We start from the raw sequence: 15,837 nt of genomic DNA on the forward strand, positions 1-15,837 counted from the left end.
TTCAGTCCTCCGTCTTGAATCGAGGGCCGAAGATCTCCTTCCAGACCTCATTGTCGTTCTCGGCCGATGCAAAATTGGACGTCTCCCAGGCCTCCTGGGCGGCGGCGACGATCTGTTTCCGCTCGTCCTCGGAAATCCGGCTGGTCACGTTGTTGAGGCTGTAGACCGGATCGAGAATGACCACCGGATCGCAGAACGTCGTGAATGGCGCGACATTCTCGGGAAACTTGATCTCTTCCTTCAACTGCGACTGCGCGACGTAGAGGAGGAAATTGCGAAAGCGCTGTTCGATGCTTGCACCGTTGCCCTGCTTGGCGAGGACATGCGCCATGATCAGCTCGATGGCGAAGGACTTCAGCGGCTTCAGTTCCGCCTGGTTGCGCCACTTCTTGGCCATGCGCACCAAGGTGCGGAAATCCGCGTCCTGGTCCTTGCGATCGCGGACGAACTTGATCTGGCAAGGCGCGCAGGTCTGCGTCTTCGTGCCGTCGTGAATGTCGAACTGCCAACCGTAGCCGGCGCGGTTCTCGTCTTCGATGACCGGCACGATATCAACGCTGAGGCCCGTGCCCACGAAGGTGACGGTCGCCGCCTTGCGCTGGATCTCAAAATCCTCGACCGACTTGTTCGGATACTGCTTGATCAGCAGCGCGTAGATCGTGTCGTTCAGGCTATCCAGCGTCTCCTTGCTGACGTCTCGGCCAGAAATGTAAAAAACGACATCGACATCGACCGGATCGACAGCGGTCTTCCGCAGAATCGTGTATTTGGCGAAGGCCGGCCTTCACGACCTTAGTGATCTTGATCTCGGTCTTGTCGCGAACGGTCTTGCGGAGTTCATCGATCAAGCGATCGACCTGCTCGTGGTATTCCTTGCGCTTGTCGGCAGGCAGGCGCAGCACGTTGCTGTCGTAGTACCGCAGTTGAGTATTGTTCAACATCGCTGCTCGATTCCTGCTGGTCGGTTTCGCCGGCGGCTGGCGCAAAAGTACGCCACAGTGGAACTTGTCCGACCCAGACCGGTTTACAAATCCGGGACAATGGAGCGGTATGCGGGCCATATAGGCTCAATTTTCCGCGCATCAAGGGTTTTTGGTTTACAAATTTGTGCCCATATCGTACTTCTGTAAACTGAGACGCAAAGGAGGCCCAGATGATCGGACACAAGCTTAAGGTCGCACGGTCGGCCTCGGGCCTGTCGTTGCGTGGCCTCGCTGACGCCATGGATGGCATCGTATCGGCCCAAGCCATTGGCAAATATGAGAGAAACGAGGATATGCCGAGCTCGCGGGTGCTGATCGCCTTGGCGGCGACGCTCCACGTGACGGAGGATTACCTGCTCAGCGAGGACGAACTTGCCCTTGAGGGCGTCGAGTTCCGCAAGAAGGCGGGCACGTCGTTCCGGGAAGAAGCCGCCCTCGAAGCCCGCGCGATTCACATGCTGGAGCGCTATCTCGCGATCGAGGACCTGCTCCAGATGCGCAGCATCGATTGGGAGCAGCCACGCAGCGCACCACATCCGGTGGCCGATGTCCGGGACGCCGAAGATGCGGCTCGCTCTGTCCGCGAAGACTGGGGTTTGGGAAACGATCCCATCCCGCAGCTCGCCGAGCTTCTGGAGGAGCGCGGGATCAAGATCCTGTCGCTCGATCTCGACGATATCGACGGGCTTGCCGCCAAGGTGCGACGCAAGGACCGCAACGCTGCGCGAGTAATCGTCATCAAGCAAAGCACGTGGTCGGAGCGGAAGCGCTTCAATCTCGCCCATGAGCTCGGTCATATGGTGCTGGCCCCATCCCCCGGCGTCGATGAGGAAAAGGCGGCGCATCGGTTTGCCGGCGCCTTCCTGATGCCGGCCGACGTCCTTCGGGCCGAAGTTGGGGTCAGCCGATCGTCGATCAGTCTTGGCGAGCTGGTCGCGCTCAAGAAGCGTTTTGGCGTCAGCATCCAGGCCATCGCCTATCGCTGCAAGGATCTCGGCATCATCAGCCAGTCCGCTTTTGGCCGGCTGTTCAAGATCTTCGCGGAACGGGGATGGCGGACGGCGCCCTATGAAGAGCCAGGCCGGATGAAGCCTGAACTCGAGGAGCCGAAGCGCTTCGAGAGGCTTTGCTATCGTGCGCTGGCCGAACGAGTCATCGGCGAAGCCCGGGCCGCTGAACTGCTGGGAATAACGGTTCGCGAACTGGACGCTCGTCTGGATCAAGTTGCGGCGTAAGCACCTTGGCGGTCCTCGTTTCCGATACCTCGGTTTTGATCGATCTGGAGCGAGGCGCCTTGCTCGAGGACCTGTTTCGTCTCCCTTTTGAGTTTGCGGTCCCCGACCTGCTCTTTGTTCGAGAGCTGGCCGGGGACCTGGGCGATCGCCTTACTGCGCTCGGCCTACGGGTCGAAGAGCTGTCCCCGGCAGAATTGACCCGCGCGACGACAGTCCGCGGCAACGCGCTCATCTCTCCACGCCGGACACGTTCGCGTTTGCCATCGCGGAGGCCCGCCAATGGACGCTTCTGACCGGCGACGGAGGGCTGCGCGAGTTGGCGACCTCGGTCGGGCTGCAAATGCACGGCGTGCTATGGATTTTCGACCAGCTCGCCGACGGCAACCACTGCGAACTGAGCCGACTGCACGCGGGTTTAACTGCCATTTCCAGGCATCCTCGCTGCCGGCTTCCAACGACGGAAGTTCGGCGACGACTGACCCGGTTCGGCGCGTGAACGATCCACCACGCCCCCCCCCCGAAGACGACCGCGAAAGCGCCGAGCTCACGCCAGAGGTCGTATCCATACCCCCTGCCCGCCGGGACGGTCTCTGGACCATCGAAACCGGCGGCGCAAAGTCAATAGGCGCAAAATCCCTCGACGCTCGGCCTAGGTCCCGAGGAGGTTGGACCATTCTCCTTCATCAAGAGGAAGAAGTTTCATTTTGCCATCAAGCCCGACATGCAACTCAGACCAAGGGCTGCTGTCGCCCTGGCGCGCCAGCTGTCGACGAGGGAGTTTTAGGTCGATGGCGCGATAGACTCTCGCACTTCAATGCTAACGAAGGGCAACATCGTTCCTGGCGAACGCGAACCTCATAGGCGGCTCGCCGCTTTCTATCGGTCGTAGTGTTTGCCGCCGGTGCTGATTTGATAAAGGGTCGCCGAATAAGGAAGACGCAGGAGAATGGGACCTTCCTTCGTGACCTTGCCGAGGACGGCAGCCTGGCACAGGAGGCTGACACCACCCATTGTTCGGTCGCAAAAGGCGTCCGCGCTGTCGATAAAGTTCAGCTTTGTAAGGCGAGCTATGACGACGGTCCGCCCCTCGGGTAACGCGCCAATAGGCTGGACAACAAAGATGGTGATGAACTGCGCGCCAATGATGAGCGCTAGAAGGAGCGCACCAATACCGAGTCAGGCTTTCACCCTCCCCTCCGTCTACCTTGAATAATCTATTTCGGCATACTCGGCGCCGACCCGGGTCGCCATGATCAGGCTTCTCACCCGAGGTGGCGAATCCGGCTTGCAACATCGACGCGCGTTCAGCGGATAGGCGCATCGCGCGCCTTTTCTCGAGCAAGCTACGATCGGCAAAGACGATGTGGGCAAATCTCGCCAAGCCTGCCTCGCGCATCTTCTTGCCGCCAGAGGCGGTGATAAAGACGAGAACGATATTGCGGTTCATGCCCTCAATGCGCAAATCCGACAAACACAACAGCGAGCATTTCTGAGCGTCTGCTGTTGGAATAGGTGGTAGCCATTTTGGCGGCCGCGTGTCGTATGGTGGAGACCATCATACCTCTAGCCACGGCGGGACTTACATCGGCGGCTCGGGCTCTTCTCATAAAGGCGGCTCCTACCGAAATCCAAGCACCGGAAACGTGTACGGCACGCATAGGTAGGCGCGTCCACTGTTCGATAGGCGGCTGAGCTGAAGCCCGCAAGCTCTGGGCTCGCTGGGTGGCGGGCGTACCCCAAAAATTCTCTCAACAAGTTGCTACGAGCGTGCTCGACTGAGATCCCCTCCTCCGACCTCAGGCATTGCGCAAGACCTTCTCGAGCTGCGCGACGAGCGTCGCCCTGTGCTCGGCAGGAAGCTTGTCCAGATTGATCTGCTTCCAGCGCACCGCCGGCAGGTCCGCTGCGTCAGGGACGCCTAGCAGGTTCCAATCCGGCTCGCCGCGCTTGAATCCCATGAGGAAGTCCTTGCGAGCTTGCCGCATTTTTCCCGCGATTTCGGCGATCAGCGTTTCCCGGGTTTTGAGCAACTCGTCCAGGGTCACTTCATCGGCGGTCATGCCCTCAAAGCCGTGCGTGAATTCGTGCTGGATGTCCTTGCGACGAGGAACCACGACCTCGGAGATCGGCCGGTCATGGCTGATGAGGTAGACAATGAACGCTTTGCGGAGATCGTCCGTGATGCCTTCGTTGGCGAGCAGATCGCGGACATCGAAGAGGTCGCGCGGATGCTGCCGGTCGAGCGCCGCGACAAGCTTGCCGGCGTATAGATCGGCGAACGAAACGACTTTCATCTGCGCGAAGCCGAACGTCTCTTCGACGCTCGGCGACACGTCGCGCAGCTCCGGCTCGAAGACGCAGCCCCTGATCACCGGCGTGATCTCGATCTTGATCTGCGCGTCGCCTTTCTGGACGGTCAGCTTGGTGACGATCTTTTCACGGGGATTGACGACTTCCGTCAGCCGCGCGCCCGGCAATCCTTTCCTTATGGCCTCTGTCATGCGCTTCATCGCCGCATCTATCGCCGCAAGAGATTCGGGACGCGGAGCCACCGGCAGATATGTCAGGTCGATATCGACCGATAGGCGCGGCATATCTCGGTGGAAGAGATTGATGGCGGTGCCACCCTTGAGCGCAAAATCGGGCTCCGCCGCGACGAACGGGATCGTCTCGATCAACAAGGCCACTTGATGCCGATATTTTTCAGACAGGGGCATTGAGGTCGTCTGGGATGGTTATGAGGTATTTGGTGTCGAGTTTGCCGCCCTTGACGAGCATGCGCTTTCCCGTGCCGAGATTGACTTTCGACTTGTCGATCTGTTTGAGCCAAGCGTGCTGATGTCGCTCCGCGAACCAGAAAAACAATCGTTTGACCTTGACGCTTTTGCAGTCGTTCAGAAGCATTTGCAGCCGCCGGGGGCTCAGGCTCCTCAAGCCTTCCGCCAGTGCATCGACGTGATGGAAGCTTTCGTGGCGGGGCAATTCGTCGAGCAGTTCGAGAAACGCGCGTTCGGGCGTCGATACCGTGAGAGGCCAGTCGAATGGTCCCGGTATTTCCCGCGTTGTCCCCGACTCTGATGTGGGCAGGCTCCCGTGCGTTTTGAACAGGCTTTGCGTGCGGTGAACGCGGAATTTCTGTTTGAGCGGAAGTTTGCCGAGCCAGCCGGGAGCAGACCGCGTTCCGTATAGATGTATGGTCGAAGGACCCGTCTGGCTCAGGTAGTGGCCGAAGCCTTGCACTTCGATGGCGGTGCGTCCGCCAACGACGAAGTCGGAGCCGAGCAATCGCTGGAGTGACACGACGGCGCCCTGCCAGGAGAGTTCACCGAGCGGGCGCTTGAAGGTTCCCCGCGCCGGCTGAACGAGCCAGCCGGCCGATACGTATTGGCTGCGCAAGCTGGTGGAATATCCATGTCGTTCCATCCAGGCGGCATCGACCAGAAGTCCCTGCGGAAGGGTCCTTTCGAGCCTGTTTAGCTTTCTGTCCTTTTGCTCAGCCATACTAAGTAAACTAGCGCATATTCAAACTATATCCAAGGTTTAAGTTCTATCCATTTCCCATGGCCAGACTAAGTAAAATCGTCGTCATACAAACTCACCTCGGGATCCAAAGTTGACGCGCGTTCCTATTTTGTTCTATTCTGGACTACATTCGTGCGAGGCTGCTCGTGCACGCGTTCGGGTAGATCGACGTGTCGGTGGAAAACCCGCCGGCCAAGGTCGAAATCGACGACGCGTATGTGGACATGAAGTCGAGCGACATCGCAATCACGCACAGATCATGTTGAATCCGGTTGCAACGATGATGGGGAATTCATGAGTTTCAAAGCAACCGGCGCTTCGCACGAGGCGACCCTACATTGCCCCAACTGCAATCACGAGATCCGTCTGACGGAGTCATTGGCCGCTCCCCTCCTCGCTGAAACCCGTCAGCGCTTTCAACAGCAGCTGGCCAGCAAAGATGCAGAGATGGAGCGTAAGACAGAGGCACTGCGGCTGGAACGCGAGCAGGTCGCTAAGGACCGCGAGCAAATCGAGGATCACGTTGCGAAGCGATTGACCGCCGAACGTGCCCAGTTGGTCGCGGCCGAAAGCAAGAAGGCGCGAGAGGCGGCCGCCGCCGAGCTGCAGGCGAAGGAAGCGGAAGCTGCGGAGCTGCGAGCCAACCTGCTTACCAACAACGCAAAGCTTGCCGAGGCCCAAAAACAGCAAGCCGAACTGATGCGACAGCAGCGCGCACTCGAAGAGGAAAAGCGCGAACTCGACCTGACAATAGAGAAGCGCGTGCAGGCCTCAATCAGCGAAATCCAGATCAAGGCCAGGCACGAAGCCGACGAGGCTGCGCGCTTGCGCGTTGCCGAGAAAGACCAGACCATCGAGTCGATGACGCGCACGATCGAGGAACTTAAGCGAAAGGCCGAGCAGGGATCACAGCAATCCCAAGGGGAAGTGCTCGAACTCGAGCTCGAAGATCTTCTGCGCGGACGCTTTCCGACAGATTCGATTGAGCCGGTGGGAAAAGGTGAGCTCGGGGCGGACGTAATTCAGCAAGTAAATGGTGCTATCGGCCAATCTGCCGGCATCATCCTTTGGGAAACTAAACGCACCAAGGCATGGAGTGACGTGTGGCTCGCCAAATTACGTGACGACCAGCGCCGTTCCGGCGCCGACGTCGCTCTGATCATCTCCCACGCGCTGCCGAAACAAATCGAGCAATTTGACCTCGTCGACGGCGTATGGGTGGCTCATCCGCGTTGCGCATTGCCGGTCGCCGTGGCGCTCCGCCAGGGTCTGATCGACGTGAGCAGCTCACGCCTCGTTCAGCAGGGCCAGCAGACCAAGATGGAGCAGGTCTATCACTACCTGACAGGCACGAAGTTTCGACAGCGGGTCGAAGCTGTCGTTGAGAAATTCAACGATATGCGCGAGGATCTCGACAAGGAGCGCAAGTTTATGGGCCGGCCAATGGGCCAAGCGGGAAACCCAAATCCTGGCCGTCATCGATTCGACCGTGGGCATGGTCGGCGACCTGCAGGCAATTGCCGGCAAGGCCATGCCGGAGATTCCCAGCCTAGATGCTCCGCTGTTGTAGAACGCTGTCGAGGCCGAACGGAAAACTGGGTGATCCGTCCCCTACCCTCTTTGCGCTGCATCCAGCGATTGGGCTCGATCGCCATTGATGGCGAATACTAAAGCGGAAAACGATCAGCTGTTGCGACGATAGATAAAGGTGACCGGCTTCAAACGGTCGTTCTCTGGCTTCCACGGACGCTGCAAGTCGATCTTTCCCCCTGATTTCTTGCGTCGGCCCAAGGTGATACCGTGAAGGACAAACAGCACGCAGTCGTGCAGTGGATTCTGCGCGTGCCCTTACTTCGTTCGCCGTCAGCACGATCTGCTCACCAGCCGTCGTGGTCTAGTCGGCCAGGCAACAAGGTCCTTGCCTCCGAACTGGACCACTTTAGCATAGCTGTGTTCTTTGCGCCGGGTTGGAACTGCGACAAGGGTTCATCGGCATAGTCGTTGCAGCCCAGCCAGATGGGTAGGGTCTACGGCCTCCATCATCGCGATCAAGGCCGCCGTGGCAGCCTTACTCTCCTCCAGCGTCATAGAGGAAAACCCGATTAGGTCATCGATGTTATCGGAGTGCGATTCCAGTTGCACGAGACGTTCCAGCGCGGCCAGGCGCTCGCCGTCGAGCGTAGCATGATCTTTTCGCAACTGGCCCATCTTCGAAGCGAAACCTGCACTTCCCGGGCACCGGAACGCTAAGAAAACGTCGAGCACTCGCCGAAGTACATTCGGCATCATGTAGGCGTATTCGTAGTCTGGATCTGCGCTGGCGTTGAACTTCAGGACGTGATCCACCAAGTAGTGGTATTCAGACTCATCCTCACGGAGCAGCTTTGACATCTCAACAATAGCTGTTGAGCGTCCGTCCAGCCCTTTTGGAATTTTGACATCTAAAAACAGGAGGCTTGCCGTAGGCGGGGTCGCTTCGTTGCGAGGTTTGTGGAAACCCTTCCAGGCTTTCTTGAACTCGTTCATGCAGTTTTGGTTGTGTGTCAAAACGAACACCTGAGCTGCATTCCCAAGCCGACTTAAAAGAAGGGAACACGCTTAGTTCAACGCTCTGCTGTCCAGGCTAGAAATCGGATCATCCACGACGAGGATACGGTCCTTGATCGAACGCCCTTCAGCCTCAAGCCTTGAAAGGAAATAGCAGAGTGCGATCGCCGTCTTCTCCCCTTCGCTAGGACTGCTGTCTATCGGCCTACCGCGACGGTGGATTTCATAGCCTTTTTCTACGCTTGCAATAGAAAGTTCCTTGTGGCCAAGGTAGGCCTCGATCAAGCGATTGATTTTCTCCGCAGCCTGACCGTGCTCTTTGATCCGAGATCGCAAGTCCGTGGCTTGCTCTTGAAGTTGATTGTAACTGAGCGTCCTAGCATCAACGTCCGTTTTGGCTTCGCTCACCGCGTCGCACGCGTTCTGAAACTCCTGGGATTTGTCAGCCAAATGGTGGCGCCTCAGAGCAAGACGGGCTTCATCCTGCCGTTGGGTGAATTGCGCGAAGGTCTCGTTGTGCTGCTTGATGGCAGCGTTGAGCGTGCCCACCCAGGCGTTTACCAAGCCCAACGTCACGGCGATCGTCTCGTCGTCGTTCCACGCCAGTTCCTCCCGTAGCGCAATTGTCGGTCGGGCTAACTTTGCGTCGATGGCGGCAACCGCCGGACTGAGAACTGTCTCGACCGCTTCTAGCAGGCTGCTGAAAAAGTCGTTTCGTGAGGCGGCTGGAGTGTGATTCTGTGCATGCGGTTGATTCCTTTCGATTGAGGAACGGGATGCGCGGCGAAGATGAGCATGCGGAACGCCTTTTTAGCTACGTGCGGCTGGAGACCCGGATCCCGGCGGACCATCCGCTGCGAGCGATCCGGGAACTCGTTGATGCGGCGCTGAAGGATTTGTCGCGGTCGTTTGATCGGCTGTATGCCCGCGAAGGACGGCCATCGATCCCTCCGGAGCGGCTGTTGCGAGCGCTGTTGCTGCAGGCGTTCTACACGGTGCGGTCGGAACGGCATGATGGAGCAGCTTGACTACAACCTGCTGTTTCGCTGGTTCGTCGGCTTGTCTGCGGACGATTCGGTGTGGGACGCGACCGTGTTCTGCAAGAACCGCGATCGGCTTCCCTGCCGCAGCTCTGTTGAGACTGTACGAGCATGCGCACGCTTGAAGTTTGCTAGCTGTTGCTCCTTTGCGCGAAAGAGCGCTTCTGCCGCGATCTTGCGTTCGTTGGCAACCGGTAGCGCTGCCTCCTTCTTTGCAAGCTCGGCGGCTAACTCGGCCTGTTCTCGGCCGATGTAGAAGACGGGTTTGGCCCGACCAGCCGACCATTGCAGATTCAGGTCGATGAAATCTTCATTGAAGACTGCAAGGCGATTGCTCAAGCTATTGCCCGCACCCGCCTTTACCGTCGTTCCTTCGCTTGTCACAAACTCGAACTCGCAACCAGCGGGTACCCGCAGCTATACCCGCTACATGCGTGTCGCTAAGCTGAAGTCGGTCTGATCAGTCGGAGACCGACACTGCTTCAACTGTTCGACAGATGGTTCAATGCTGGCTTACTTGTTGCGATCTCTGACCGCGCGGAATTTCGCAATCGCCGCTTCTCCATGGTGAAGTGTGGCGTCGAGAAGATCGCGATAACCCACGGCGCTCATGATATCCGTGGGAAGCCCCTTATACTTCTCGGTGGGATCGGGAATATTCTTGAGCGGCAGCGGTGGATAACTGCTATGGCGGAGAATCCTCGAATAAGTAGCCATCGACATCGCGAACCAGCCGAGGGGATCGAGCTCATCCTTCAATTGAAGATATTCGTTTTGATCGGCCTCAGGCCAATGGGGAAACGAGGGCGGCAGGAACGGCTCGGAAAAGCCCATCAGCGGATCGAGCTTCGCTGTGATCACCGGAGTGAAACAATTTTCGAGCCAACTCGGCTCGAACGCGTTCTGAAACTGATCCCAGGTGACCAACTCGACATTTGTCATCTGCGCGGCATCGCGGGCTCCCGACTGAAAGCCCGAACTCGAGATGATGTAGCCCTTGTGGGCGCCGACATCCGTCATCACGCTGCGAAAGGAATGAACCACGGTTTGGGGAACGGCGGCCCTCCAATGCTTGCACCCACAAAGGATGATGTATTTTCGTCCTTTCAGAGTTTCCTCGGCATAGACGTCGATTTCCGCTTGGCCACGAACAAGCTTCACCTTTTTTTCGATTTCGACGGCAAACCCGCATTCCGCCAAGATGCGTGCGGACTGTTCCTGAAGATCTTGCCAGCTTGAGGGGGTTCTCGATGTGATCATGCGAAAGGCGATTGAATGAACATAGCCGACGATGGACAGGGCGGCGGCGCATCAATGTCGCTCGTTGGCACGCTTCTGCAAATCTGCGCAGCGCATCATCAGACCGGCAAAAGGCATGGCGTCGCCGAGAAGCAAACCGGCATCGACCATCTTCTGATAGTCGGCCTCAAGTTCTTTGCGCATTTCACCGTCAGGGACGAGCTGGAGTTTGCCGGAAACGGCGGCATGATAGTCAATCACGTTGCCGTCCCGATCTTTTGTGCGAAAGAATTTGCTTTTCCAGTCGGCGACTTCGTTTGCGAGATCCTGATCGTCGAATGCAGCCTTGGCATAGCCAGCATCATCAAGCTTCACAAGGTCATGCCAATGGCGGGAGATGCGATCGCCTTTGATGCCTTGGGCGCAAAGGACGTGGACGGCGGTGGCTTTCTCCCAGAAGGTGCGCTGAGGCAGCATGATCTTGGGCGCCGCTGCCGAAAACGATAATTCCGGCAGATAAGATGCTGCGTCGCATGTGACCTGGCGTATCTCGGCCGGCTCGCCGGTTGATCGAGCACCGAATTCGAGTTTGACGGACGGCGCTACATATTCGGAACCTTCGGAGACTTGGTGATAGTCGATATAGATCACATCCGCATCGACGCGGAATTTTACATTCACACCCGTCGCCGCGGCATGTTGCTGTAGAACCGGCAGGGCTTCATCTTTGACCCACACGACTAACTTTTCGCGCGCAGCCTTCGTCCATTTGTCGGCTTGGGCGCGTGTCTCGGGTATCGGGTGATCGCCTTTGGCGAGTTCGGGAATGATCTGACGAACGTCGTAGGTGAGATCGATATCTTCGGAGAAGCGCTGGATGATGCCATAACCTTTTGAGAGCGAGGTGCCGCCCTTGAAAACGAGATGTTCGCCGAGCTTCGTTTCAAACAGGCCCTGCAAGGCCCATACGACCCAACTATCTTTTTCAAGCAAATGAATGGGTCGGCTGAGGCGGTGGCAGCAACGCCAAGTGCCTCAAGCCGATCTTCGGCAGAAAACGTCAGAAAGGATTCAGCCATAGCTTAGCAGCGATTGGCTGATCGATTTTGACATCCACGCAGGCAGAGCGGGGCGCACGGCGATGAGGTCTTGCAACGTTTCCGCCGACAATTTCTGCTTAAGGACCCGCAGCGCATCGTTCGCTTGCCGTTTGCCGAGCCATTCCAAGGCGCGAATGGCTTGCCCGGCAGCCGGCTTTGCCGGAAACAGCATCCATTCTGGCGCATGCTTCACCTCAACGGTTTGTGCGCCGAGCTTAAGCTCCCGGTCAGGACCAGACGTCAGATAGACGAGTTTCGTTGGCACCTGGGTCGTAAGACCAAGTGCGTTTGCAGCTGCTGCCCCGTGCGGGACGATTGTTTCGGCACGCGTGGCAGCGAGCGCTTGGACGACTTTCTCCGCTTGCGGTGCGCGTACACCGAACCGGGTTTTGACCGGCAGGACGTAGAACCCATGAGCAAGGCGCATCAGCTCGTTGCGCTCAGAAAGCCTTTTCAGAGCTTGATCGACCGCTGCACGGCTCCCCAAATGCAAAGCATCCTTAGCACCAATCAAGGCGCCTTCGGGCAATGTTCGGGCATATTCCAGAATGCGCTCAGCTACGGTCTGCATGCCCCTCCTCCTATCTGTCAGAAATAGATAGTGATTTCTGACAGCCTGCAATACTTAGCATGCTTGCCAAGCAAAATCAGCAGGTTAGCTGCTAAATTCATCAAGCAGGTAGGTCGAAACACGCTGGATTTTGTTCCCGAGCGGGCTGATGGATCGCACGCCCGCACCCTAAGATAGTGTCATGAGGAATCCGTCACGCAAGCTAATTCACCGAGGTTCCGATGACCCGAATTGATCGTTACTCGCTGGCTGTCGTGCCGCTCGAACAGCTCTTCAATGAAGAGAGCCTGGACATTGCCATGGGTTTTATTTGGAGCCGAAACGGACGTTTCTATTTGGTCACGAATTGGCACGTCATCACATGCCGGCGATTTCCGACTGGCGAAAACTTGCATAGCCAAGGCGCGCGGCCGAACAGGTTGCGCGTCTTGTTCAATCTGGGATTTCAGCAATTTGGAAAGCAGGAGCACCTGATAACGATACGTGACGACGACTCTCGCCCTTGCTGGCTGATCCACCCGAACCGGAATGTCGATGTCGCTGTGAGGGGGCAGTTTTCCATGGCGCGCGACATGTTTCCTGCGCTCCCGCGGCATTACGGGTGTCTGGGCGCGCTCAGGGGCGTAACGAGTCTCCTACCACTCACTCCCGCAATCACGTTTCCGGGAACAATCGCGGAAACAGCACATCCAAGGCCTCAACCGGAAAGCGGAGCGATACCGCGCCCTTGGGCGTGTCTGATCCGAGCACGCCGTCGGCAAGCACGTCAGCAAGCACGCGACGCGCGGTGCGCTCAGGCAAACCCGTTATCCGGGCGACGTCACCACGCTCGAACTGCCCGCGAACCAGCGCCTCTTCGAGGAGGCGCTTTGCTTCTGGCTTGAGCGTGTCGCTGCGTTCGACATAGGTGTTTAAGCGCGAGCCTAGGTTATCAAGCTCAAACAGCCCGTCCATGAACTTCACCTGATCAAGACAGACCTGGAGAAACCATAGAACAAACTCGTTGAGCGCCTTCAGCGAAAGATTGCCCCGTCCGTCGAGGTCTCCCTGTCGTGACGAGTCCGCCATATCCATCATGCGCTTGTACTCGCTCGGCGATTTGAGGCCTCGGGCGAGGCCGCGCGAAATCGACCATAACCCGTGTGAACCGATGCCGGCCAGCTGGGCCATAGCGTGGCTCATCAAGCGGCTAACGCGGCCGTTTCCGTCAGGAAACGGATGGATGTAGTTGAAGCGGTGATGCGCCGCAGGGATCGCCATGATTCGGCCGGCTGTTTTCAGCGGCCTGAAGGCGTAGCGTTGCTCGAAATAGCGCATAAAGTCGTCAACACGCTCGCTAGATGGCGGAACGTGACGGCCTATCGCAACATCATGCTCAGGCTTCGACCGCCATTCGCCGGGCACCATCATAAAGGTCGTGTCGTTGCCGCGGATTTGGAGCATATCGCCCGGCGCCCCTCGATAGAATTCACGATGCAACCACTTGATAAACTCCACTGAGGCCGGCTCACCGAGCTCGCTGTCGGCGGTAAGGCGATCGATCTCCGTCTGCACGCGTACATGTGCCGCGGCCTCCAGCTGAAGGTTGCGACGGCCCTCGTCTTGGTCAAGCTCCCCCTCGAGCGCGCGAGCAATGTCCTTTGGCCGCGTGTTATGGCCCTCGATGAGGTTGCTGTAGTAGGTGTTCATCAGCCGCACCAAGTTGGCAAGGTTCGCAGCTGTGCGCTGATGAAGCCCGACACCGAGCCTGGCCGAGGCTGCCGACAGGTCGGCAACCACATCCGCGATGGCCTCGGACGTTTCCTCAAGCCGCGCCGGCTCAATGCGCTGGGGTGTTTCTATCGCCATTGGCCGATCTTATCGCAAATTAACTAGCTGATTTTACGCATGAATTTCCAAATTACAACCGAATTTGGCCCATTTATTGGCCGATCTCCGATTGCGCTTTCGTGACCGCTGGAACTTTCATTCAAGGCATTGACTTTAAAGCATATTTTAGACCTTTAACGTTTCGATTGGCCGGTATTTTGGCCGGTCCTGCGATCTCTACATGAAAGGTTCTTCATAGGCAGTCCTCTCACCCAACGGCCCTCCTCGCTGGCCGGTACATACATATGCCTCGCCGCCCACTACGAAAAATACCAGTCCCGACGTACTGGGATGTTTATAATCTTCGCGCGACATATTCGGCAAACTCGCGCGCCGTGACGTGCGGATAGCGGCCATGACGGCGAGTGCTGCGCTGCGGCGTTCCTACCCGAGTTCGTGCATCGGCCACGGTCTTGGGCAAACGCCTGCGTGGCGCTGACCGATGACGGTAAGGAGGCCAAGTAAAGCGCTGCCGCAGACATCACGTTCGCCGATTTGAAGCGAGCCGGCGTCCGCTGGGGCCGCACTTGGGTCGATGCCCGCGTTACTGTCGTTCGAACCACTGTTGCTCCCCCGAGCGGTTACTCGCGCCCAGAAGAACACGTCGTCGAGGTAGTTCAACGGCAATATCTCGGAGAGTGTCACCCGGTCTCCGGGCTTCAATTGGACGCGCGCGGGCGAGTAGTAGGCGGATCCAGACTCGACGACCGGACAATCGGATCGGAGGTTGACTGCGATATCCGGGGAAAGCCTCGTGCCCATCAAGAATCCACGCTTATCTGCGTCGAGGAGTATCTGCAGAGTACTCAATCCGAAAGGCATGTCGGGCGTATTTTTGGCGAGCCGAGCCGAACGTTTTCCGAGAAAGACGCACCCTGAAACCGCGATTTCGATAGCATCTACGGCCGTGCTCGTCGGCCTGGTTCCGCCGAGCTCGGCCATGCTCGGAATGGCTTTTCGCGCGATCGGTGACGCGGTCGGACCGCTGAGGATCGATGCGAAGCGCGTCACCGGAATTGCGATGCCTTGCGTCGCGCTGCCCGGCTGGTTGGTCGCTTCGATCATAAGTCCGATCACCCGGCCATCCGAATCCAGCACCGGCGAACCGCTGTCCGATCGGACGTAGTCGCCGGACAAAGTTATCTTGTCGGCGGTCTCATCGAGAACGCGCGCGGCCTGGGCCGTCGCTTTCGCACTCTCCTCGCGCAACTAATCTGCTAGCCTAGTGCTTTGCAGTGAGTCTCGGACGACGATGGGGAATTACTATGGTCTACGCAAGGTGCAACTGTGGTGCAGTCATGCTCTCGCTCCCGGAAGAACCGTCCAAGATAGTCGTTGCTTGTCACTGCATCGACTGTCAACGTCGAACAGGTGCGCCGTTCGGCGTGGGAGCATATTACCCCGCGGAGGTTGTTACCGTCTCAGGAACTTCAAAAGAGTTCGCACATGCCGCTGCAAGCGGCGGGGAAATGCATAACTATTTTTGTCCGCAGTGCGGATCAACGGTCTATTGGAAAGTCACCAGCTTGCCTTCGATGATCGGTGTTGCAGTCGGCGCGATGGCAAATCCAAAGTACCCAGCTCCCGGCATATCGGTTTTTGAGAAATCGAAACACGACTGGGTTCAAATTGAGGGTGCCGTAAAGCACTTTCGGGAAAACTACCACCCGGAAAATTCAGGCTGAAATCTCGCCCCGCGCCGACGAGGTGATTGACGCGTCGAACTTGCGG

General features: G+C 57.9%; 11 protein-coding genes and 5 pseudogenes. 5 read left to right on the plus strand and 11 right to left on the minus strand.

Annotated elements, in window-relative coordinates; all coding sequences use genetic code 11:
• Window position 1 precedes the first annotated feature (1 nt).
• Window positions 2-941, minus strand: a pseudogene (locus XH91_RS38360) (CBASS oligonucleotide cyclase).
• Window positions 942-1,153: 212 nt separating this feature from the next.
• On the opposite strand from XH91_RS38360, the gene XH91_RS38365 reads away from it, so the two are divergent.
• Both XH91_RS38365 and XH91_RS40360 read left to right on the plus strand, forming a co-directional pair.
• Window positions 1,154-2,218 (plus strand): XRE family transcriptional regulator, encoded by a 1,065-nt coding sequence (locus XH91_RS38365; protein ID WP_128929591.1) that lies wholly within the window; start codon window positions 1,154-1,156, stop codon window positions 2,216-2,218.
• Between the two features lie 262 nt (window positions 2,219-2,480).
• A complete protein-coding gene (locus XH91_RS40360; protein WP_476727269.1) occupies window positions 2,481-2,714 on the plus strand; it encodes a hypothetical protein in 234 nt (77 codons plus the stop codon).
• Between the two features lie 1,300 nt (window positions 2,715-4,014).
• Here XH91_RS40360 and XH91_RS38380 read toward each other — a convergent pair.
• A complete protein-coding gene (locus XH91_RS38380; RefSeq protein ID WP_128929592.1) occupies window positions 4,015-4,935 on the minus strand; it encodes a nucleotidyl transferase AbiEii/AbiGii toxin family protein in 921 nt (306 codons plus the stop codon).
• Entirely contained in the window at window positions 4,922-5,719 is a 798-nt protein-coding gene (locus tag XH91_RS38385; protein ID WP_128929593.1) for a type IV toxin-antitoxin system AbiEi family antitoxin, read from the minus strand. Before XH91_RS38385 ends, XH91_RS38380 begins: the two co-directional genes overlap by 14 nt.
• 315 nt (window positions 5,720-6,034) lie before the next feature.
• On the opposite strand from XH91_RS38385, the pseudogene XH91_RS38390 reads away from it, so the two are divergent.
• Window positions 6,035-7,310 (plus strand): annotated as a pseudogene (locus XH91_RS38390) (DUF2130 domain-containing protein).
• A gap of 416 nt (window positions 7,311-7,726) precedes the next feature.
• Here the strand turns inward: XH91_RS38390 and XH91_RS39845 are convergent.
• A pseudogene (locus XH91_RS39845) lies at window positions 7,727-9,052 on the minus strand (AAA family ATPase).
• An 11-nt stretch (window positions 9,053-9,063) separates the two neighbouring features.
• Here XH91_RS39845 and XH91_RS38405 point away from each other — a divergent pair.
• A pseudogene (locus XH91_RS38405) lies at window positions 9,064-9,406 on the plus strand (transposase); the annotation flags it as partial.
• Here XH91_RS38405 and XH91_RS38410 read toward each other — a convergent pair.
• The 7 genes and pseudogenes from XH91_RS38410 to XH91_RS38440 all read right to left on the minus strand — a co-directional run bounded on the left by XH91_RS38410 (window position 9,316) and on the right by XH91_RS38440 (window position 15,315).
• Complete coding sequence (locus XH91_RS38410) at window positions 9,316-9,711, minus strand: AAA family ATPase (protein ID WP_164935606.1); 396 nt, start codon at window positions 9,709-9,711, stop codon at window positions 9,316-9,318. The pseudogene XH91_RS38405 and the gene XH91_RS38410 overlap by 91 nt on opposite strands.
• A gap of 129 nt (window positions 9,712-9,840) precedes the next feature.
• The gene (locus XH91_RS38415) at window positions 9,841-10,587 is read right to left on the minus strand and encodes a restriction endonuclease (protein WP_128929596.1); all 747 of its coding nucleotides are present in this window, start codon (window positions 10,585-10,587) and stop codon (window positions 9,841-9,843) included.
• 51 nt (window positions 10,588-10,638) lie between these two features.
• Window positions 10,639-11,645: pseudogene (locus tag XH91_RS38420) on the minus strand (nucleotidyl transferase AbiEii/AbiGii toxin family protein).
• A complete protein-coding gene (locus XH91_RS38425; protein WP_128955174.1) occupies window positions 11,638-12,237 on the minus strand; it encodes a DUF6088 family protein in 600 nt (199 codons plus the stop codon). Before XH91_RS38425 ends, XH91_RS38420 begins: the two are co-directional and overlap by 8 nt.
• A 179-nt stretch (window positions 12,238-12,416) precedes the next feature.
• Entirely contained in the window at window positions 12,417-12,833 is a 417-nt protein-coding gene (locus tag XH91_RS38430; RefSeq protein WP_128929598.1) for a hypothetical protein, read from the minus strand.
• Window positions 12,834-12,891: 58 nt separating this feature from the next.
• Window positions 12,892-14,085 carry a Fic family protein gene (locus tag XH91_RS38435; protein WP_128929599.1) on the minus strand — a complete coding sequence of 398 codons (1,194 nt, stop codon included), beginning with the start codon at window positions 14,083-14,085 and terminating at the stop codon, window positions 12,892-12,894.
• A gap of 405 nt (window positions 14,086-14,490) precedes the next feature.
• Complete coding sequence (locus tag XH91_RS38440) at window positions 14,491-15,315, minus strand: hypothetical protein (protein WP_128929600.1); 825 nt, start codon at window positions 15,313-15,315, stop codon at window positions 14,491-14,493.
• Window positions 15,316-15,371: 56 nt separating this feature from the next.
• Between XH91_RS38440 and XH91_RS38445 the strand changes: the two genes are divergently transcribed.
• Complete coding sequence (locus tag XH91_RS38445; protein ID WP_128929601.1) at window positions 15,372-15,791, plus strand: GFA family protein; 420 nt, start codon at window positions 15,372-15,374, stop codon at window positions 15,789-15,791.
• The last annotated feature ends 46 nt before the right edge of the window (window positions 15,792-15,837 follow it).

This window comes from Bradyrhizobium guangzhouense, assembly GCF_004114955.1.
In the GTDB taxonomy this organism is placed as follows: domain Bacteria; phylum Pseudomonadota; class Alphaproteobacteria; order Rhizobiales; family Xanthobacteraceae; genus Bradyrhizobium; species Bradyrhizobium guangzhouense.